This is a genomic window from Mesorhizobium sp. M1A.F.Ca.IN.020.06.1.1 (genome assembly GCF_004023265.1).
GTDB lineage: Bacteria > Pseudomonadota > Alphaproteobacteria > Rhizobiales > Rhizobiaceae > Mesorhizobium.
Genome location: NZ_RZSR01000257.1, coordinates 1 through 6,580 on the forward strand (window position 1 = coordinate 1; position 6,580 = coordinate 6,580).

A 6,580-nucleotide genomic window follows, 5' to 3' on the forward strand; every position below is an offset into this window, starting at 1 on the left:
GTTCGATTTAACTCTGGAGTCAATCGCAGATACCATCAGCGACGTCGACTGTTTCGTCGGCTGGGTGATGCCAGATGGCGCTTTGAATATCGCCAAAAAACTCAAGCTGATTTGCTGGATGCACACGGGTTGCGACGAGCTCGATCTTCAGCGTCTCAAGACGCTCGGCGTGCAAGTCACGAACCTCCGTGGAGCAAATAGCGTCCCCGTCGCCGAGCATGCCATGGCGATCATTCTGGGGTTGGCCAAGCGTCTTCTTTTCAAGCATCAGGCGTGCGTCACTGGCGACCCGCTGGAGGTCTTCGCCGACCACACACGCTCGGGAATGATGGACGGGCGGACGATCGGAATCATTGGTCTTGGGCAGATCGGATCAGCGATCGGCAAACGCGCCAAAGCCTTCGACATGAGGGTCCTGGGAGTCCGCCTCCATCCAGAGCGCGGTGCCGGCGTCGCTGATGAAGTGTTCGGCATCGACAAGCTGCATCACGTTCTCTCTCAGAGTGACTACGTCGTTCTGTCGACCCCAATAACCCAGCAAACCGAAGCGTTTATTGGCGCGGCCGAAATTGCAGCGATGAAGCATCGTTCGATCCTAGTGAATGTTGCGCGTGGCAACCTTATCCAGGAGAAGCCGCTGTACGATGCGCTTAAGAGCGGAAAGATTGTCGGCTACGGCGCGGACGTCTGGTGGAACTACAAGAACGCGTACCCGGCCACCTACCATTTCCCAGCTCCTTCCCGGACCGGAATACAGCGGCTGCCGAACGTCATAGGCACCGGGGATCAGGCCGTTAATGCGGACGACGTTCTAGATCGGAACATTTCTCGATCGATCGAGAGCCTGAACCAGTTTGCAAACAACACGCCACTCGCGTGGAAAATCGATCTTGACCTTGGATACTAAGGCATACCTACGAAATCGAGAAAGGTCGGTAGCGCTGCGCGATTGAGAGATCGCCAATAGTTCGTCGATCATATGAGGTCACTATCGGTAAAGTGCAGTTAATCCGCCGCAAATAGAAAAAAGGGGAATTAAAATGACAGATGAAATGCAAAGACTTAGCCAGCAAGTTGTAAGGGGACGATTGTCCCGTCGTGACTTTCTCGGACGCGCAGCTGCTTTGGGCTTGAGCGCCCCTTTCGCCGGCTCGCTGCTGTTGAACGGAGCGCGTGCCGCGGCGCCAGTTAAGGGAGGCGTACTGAAAGCTGGCCTGCAGGGCGGAGCAGCCACCGACACTCTCGACACAGCCCACTTTTCGACCTCAGTTGACATCACCTTCGGTCGCGCATGGGGTGAGCAGCTTGTGCAGATCGATCCCAAGGGCGGACTTCAGCCGGCGCTTGCCGAGGAGTGGGGTTCCTCGAAGGACGCAAAGGTCTGGACCTTCAAAATCCGCAAGGGTGTGCAGTTCCACGACGGCAAGGAAATGACACCGGCCGACGTGCTTGCCACTATGGAGCGCCATTCCGACAAGAATTCAAAGTCGGGCGCGCTCGGCATCATGCAGGGCATCGATAAGATTGCTGTCGACGGCCAAAATGTGGTCTTCACGCTCAAGGACCCCAACGCCGACCTGCCATTCCTAATGGATGACTACCACTTGATCATTCAGCCGAATGGCGGCAAGGGCAACCCTGCCGCAGGGATTGGTACCGGCCCTTATAAGGTTACCGTGAACGAACCCGGCGTCCGTCTCGGGGGCGAAAAGTTCGCCGGATATTGGCGCGACGACCGCGGCTTTGCCGACCAGGTCGAAGTCATTGTCATCAATGATGCGACTGCCCGTATGTCCGCGTTGCAGAGCGGCCAGGTGCACATCGTCAACTTTGTCCAGCCAAAACTCGTCGACCTTATCAAGCGGGTACCTGGCATGACCATCCGGAACGTGTCGGGCCGTGGCCACTACGTCTTTGTCGCCCGCTGTAAGACGGCGCCATTCGACAATAGCGACCTGCGCATGGCTCTGAAGTTTGCGATCGACCGTGAGGAGATGCTGGACAAAGTGCTGCGCGGCTATGGCACGGTCGGCAACGACTTTCCGATCAACGCCGCATACCCGCTTTTCACCGAGGTTGAGCAGCGCAAATACGATCCCGACAAGGCCAAGTTCCACTACAAGAAGTCCGGCCATGACGGCACCGTGCTGCTAAGAACGTCAGACGTCGCCTTCCCCGGTGCCGTCGATGCCGCACAGTTGTTCCAGCAAAGTGCTGCCAAGGCCGGCATCAAGCTGGAGATTAAGCGCGAACCGGGCGACGGATACTGGTCAGAAGTCTGGCAAAAGCAGCCCTTCTGCGCCTCCTATTGGGGCGGCCGCCCGACCCAGGATCAGATGTATTCCGTCGGATACTACTCCAAAGCTGACTGGAACGAATCGCAATTCGCGAACGACAAGTTCGACAAAATGCTTTTCCAGGCCCGAGCCGAGTTGGATCCCGAGAAACGTAAGAAGATTTACGCGGACATGGGCACAATTGTGAATCAGGAGGGCGGTACCATCGTCCCGATGTTCAACCAGTTCATTGATGCGACGGGCGCAAAGGTTGAGGGCTGGATCGACGATCCGAATTATGAGCTGTCAGGGTACTATGCCCTGTCACGGTGCTGGATTGCCGGGTGAATCGGAACCAGTAGATGTCCTCTTCTATCGTGAAACTTGGTGCCCAGCGGATTGCGCTGGGCATTATGCTGCTGTTGGCCGTCTCGGTCCTGATATTCGCCGGTACCCAGATCCTTCCCGGTGACGTTGCGCAAGCAATTCTTGGGCAATCGGCGACGCCGGAGTCGCTCGCCAATTTGCGAGAACAGCTGGGTCTCAATGAGCCCGCTTATGTCAGGTATTTCCGCTGGCTTGGCGACGTGCTTACCGGCGATCTCGGCACGTCCATGACGAGCGGGCAAGAGATCAGCGGCGCTATCAAGGGCCGGCTGTGGAACACTCTGTTTTTGGCATTTTGGGCCGCGGTCGTGGCCGTGCCGCTCGCGATCATCCTTGGCGTGATCGCGGTGCGCTACCGCAATGGCTGGGTCGACAAGCTAATCTCCGGTCTCGCGCTTGCCTCGACCTCTTTCCCCGAATTTTTCATTGGCTATGTGCTCGTCTATTTCTTTGCCGTGAAGTGGCAGATTTTCCCCGGCATCTCGACCGTCTTTGACGGCATGCCTTTCCTCGAGCGCATGCAGGCAATCGCTCTGCCAGTTACGGCCCTGACGTTGGTCGTGCTTGCGCATATGATGCGAATGACGCGCGCGGCGATCCTCAACGTCATGCAGTCGGCCTATGTCGAGACGGCCGAACTGAAAGGGCTTTCGGCCTTCGCCGTGATCCGCAAGCATGCGTTCCCGAATGCGATCGCGCCGATCATCAATGTCGTCATGCTTAACCTCGCCTATCTTATCGTCGGCGTCGTCGTGGTCGAAGTGATTTTCGTCTATCCGGGCATGGGGCAATATCTGGTCGACCATGTCACCAAGCGCGACGTGCCGGTGGTGCAGGCGGTTGGACTGATCTTCGCCTCGGTCTACATCGGCCTCAACATCATTGCGGACGTAGCGGCTATCGTCGCGAATCCCCGCCTTAGACATCCGAAATAGGCGCCTGGCATGGTAGACCTCAAACGCATACCGATCCCGGCGCTGATCGGGATCGTACTGACAGCCATGTTTGTGATGGCGGCCGTCTTCGCACCCTGGATCGCCCCGCATGGTAATGGCGAGATCATTGGTGATGTCTGGGAACCGATGTCGTCGGCGCATTGGCTGGGCACCGACAATCTCGGCCGTGACCTGTTCTCGCGCGTGATCTACGGCGCCCGCATAACCCTGTTCATCGCGGTGCTTGCCACAGCGCTGTCCTTCTCGCTCGGCGCCATACTCGGCTTCTCGGCGGCGGTGTTCGGCGGGTGGTACGATACGATCCTGTCGCGCCTTGTCGATCTCCTGATGTCGATCCCGACGCTGATCATGGGCCTGGTGGTGCTTTCGGTGCTGCCCTCCAACCTGGTGACGCTGATCCTGGTGATGGGCATTCTCGATTCGACCCGCGTCTATCGCCTGTCCAGGGCTGTCGCCGTCGATATCAATGTCATGGATTTCGTCGAGGCGGCGAAGCTGCGCGGCGAAGGCAGCGGCTGGATCATTTTCCGCGAGATCCTGCCCAACGCGCTGTCGCCGCTGGTCTCGGAACTCGGCCTGCGCTTCATATACGCCGTGCTCTTTCTGTCGACGTTGTCCTTCCTCGGCCTCGGTGTCCAGCCGCCGAATGCGGACTGGGGCGCCATGGTCAAGGAGAACAAGGATGGCATCGTGTTCGGCATTGGCGCGGCTCTGATCCCGGCGGCGGCGATCGCCATGCTGGCGATTTCCGTCAATCTGGTCGCCGACTGGGTGCTCAACCGCACGACAAGCCTGAAGGGAGGACGCGGCTGATGGCTGACCAGCAGAAAAAATCCGTGCTGCTCGACATCCGCAACCTGCGCATCGAGGCGATGGTGTTCCCTCCGGGCGAACCGACGAAGAACATCGTTCTCGTCAATGACGTGTCGCTGACGCTCGAAAAGGGCAAAGTGCTCGGCCTGATCGGCGAGTCCGGCGCCGGCAAGTCGACCATCGGCCTGTCTTCGATGGCCTATGGCCGCGGCGGCGTGCGCATCACCGGCGGAGAGGTGATTCTCAACGGCCGCGACATCCTAAAGGGCGGCAAGGAAGGTTTCCGCAAGCTGCGCGGCCGCGAAGTCTGCTACGTCGCACAATCGGCGGCCGCCGCCTTCAACCCGGCGCACAAGCTTATGGACCAGGTGGTGGAAGCCACGCTGCTGCATGGGATGGCGACGCGGGCCGAAGCCGAGAAACGCGCCGTCGCGCTTTTCAAGAAACTCAGCTTGCCCAATCCGGAAACGATCGGCGAGCGCTTCCCGCACCAGGTTTCCGGTGGGCAGCTGCAGCGCGTGATGACGGCGATGGCGCTGTGCTCGGAACCGGACTTGATCGTCTTCGACGAGCCGACCACGGCGCTCGACGTGACGACCCAGATCGATGTGCTGGCAGCGATCAAGGACGCCATTCGCGACACCCATGTGGCAGCGCTCTATATCACCCACGACCTTGCCGTTGTCGCCCAGGTCGCCGACGAGATCGTGGTATTGCGCCACGGCAGGCTGGTCGAATGTGGTGACACGAGACAGATCATCAAGGAACCAACCGAAGATTATACGCGCGCCCTGGTCTCCGTGCACGAGATCGAGCACGCAGAGCAGAAGCCTGGCGCAACGCCGTTCCTGTCGGTGAAGAATATCACCGCTGCGTACGGGGGCGGCAACGTCAAGGTGCTGAAGAAGGTCTCGGTCGACATCTATCCGGGCCAGACCTTGGCCGTCGTCGGCGAATCCGGGTCCGGCAAATCGACACTGGCGCGCGCCATCACCGGGCTTCTACCGCCCACGGAAGGCACTGTCACTTTCGACGGCAGGCCACTTGCCAACCGGCTTACCGACCGGCCGAAGGAGGATCTGCGTCAGCTGCAGATGATCTACCAGATGGCCGACGTGGCGATGAACCCCCGCCAGACCGTCGGGACTATCATCGGCCGGCCGCTGGAATTCTATTTCGGCATGCGCGGCAGGGAACGCGACAAGCGCGTTGCGGAGCTGCTCGACGAGATCGAAATGGGCAATGGTTTTGTCGACCGCTACCCGGCCGAGCTCTCTGGCGGCCAGAAGCAGCGCGTCTGTATCGCGCGTTCGTTGGCCGCCAAGCCAAAACTCATCATTTGCGACGAGGTTACCTCCGCACTCGATCCTCTGGTTGCGAATGGCATCCTAAAACTTCTGCTCGATCTTCAGCAGGTCGAACACGTCGCCTACCTGTTCATCACTCACGATCTCGCGACGGTGAAGTCGATAGCTGACTCAATAGCGGTGATGTACCGTGGCGAAGTTGTTCGGTATGGCCCGAAGCACCAGGTGCTTAAGCCGCCGTTTGATGATTATACGAACCTGCTTCTGTCTTCCGTTCCGGAGATGGAGCTGGGTTGGCTTGAGAAGACCATCGTTGGGAGGACTATGGCGAGTGCGGGAAATTAGTCGGCACCACACGCTTGGCGCAGATCAAGAAAGGCTGGGTCAAGGATGTGTCGCACAACAAATGTTCGTGGCGCCTGAAGCGAGTATTTGCTGATACCTTGGGCGTGGCAACCGTTGGAATAGAAGCCCTATGAGTCTTCTCCCACAAGCCCCGGGCGTTCGTCGCTACGAAGTCATCGTTGATCTTATCAAGCAGCGCATCCGCACTGGCACGCTGAAGATCGGTGACCGACTGCCATCAGTGAGGCAATTGAGCGAAGACACCGGCTACAGCCCGATAACCGTCCATCATGCATACGAACTCTTAGAAGCTGAAGGTGTTTGCGAAGCTCGCCCGAGATCGGGGTTTTACATAGTTGGGCTGCCGTCGAAGGGAGCAAGCCGTAAAATCGGCGGCGGCAACGCCGAAGGTGAGGCAGTCAAAGACCTCCCTGAAGCTCTTCTCCATATCTGGTATTCAAATCAGCTCGGTGCGTTCGGCAGCTTCCATCCGAGC

Annotated in this window: 6 protein-coding genes; all 6 read left to right on the plus strand. The window is 58.8% G+C overall.

The genetic code is table 11. The features are described from left to right. Positions 1 to 907: 2-hydroxyacid dehydrogenase (locus EOA60_RS13680; protein ID WP_128311485.1), on the plus strand; the 907-nt coding region annotated here is incomplete at its 5' end. A gap of 133 nt (positions 908 to 1,040) precedes the next feature. Further along, the gene (locus tag EOA60_RS13685; protein ID WP_127335781.1) at positions 1,041 to 2,624 is read left to right on the plus strand and encodes an ABC transporter substrate-binding protein; all 1,584 of its coding nucleotides are present in this window, start codon (positions 1,041 to 1,043) and stop codon (positions 2,622 to 2,624) included. 14 nt (positions 2,625 to 2,638) lie between these two features. Then, positions 2,639 to 3,598, plus strand: coding sequence for an ABC transporter permease (locus EOA60_RS13690; RefSeq protein WP_127335782.1), 960 nt, complete (start codon positions 2,639 to 2,641; stop codon positions 3,596 to 3,598). Positions 3,599 to 3,607: 9 nt separating this feature from the next. Beyond that, the gene (locus tag EOA60_RS13695; RefSeq protein WP_128311486.1) at positions 3,608 to 4,432 is read left to right on the plus strand and encodes an ABC transporter permease; all 825 of its coding nucleotides are present in this window, start codon (positions 3,608 to 3,610) and stop codon (positions 4,430 to 4,432) included. After that, positions 4,432 to 6,084, plus strand: a complete 1,653-nt coding sequence (locus EOA60_RS13700) for an ABC transporter ATP-binding protein (protein ID WP_127335969.1) — start codon at positions 4,432 to 4,434, stop codon at positions 6,082 to 6,084. The genes EOA60_RS13695 and EOA60_RS13700 overlap by 1 nt, the downstream gene beginning before the upstream one ends. A 130-nt stretch (positions 6,085 to 6,214) precedes the next feature. Beyond that, a partial coding sequence (locus EOA60_RS13705) for a winged helix-turn-helix domain-containing protein (RefSeq protein WP_164899297.1) occupies positions 6,215 to 6,580 on the plus strand: 366 nt, incomplete at its 3' end.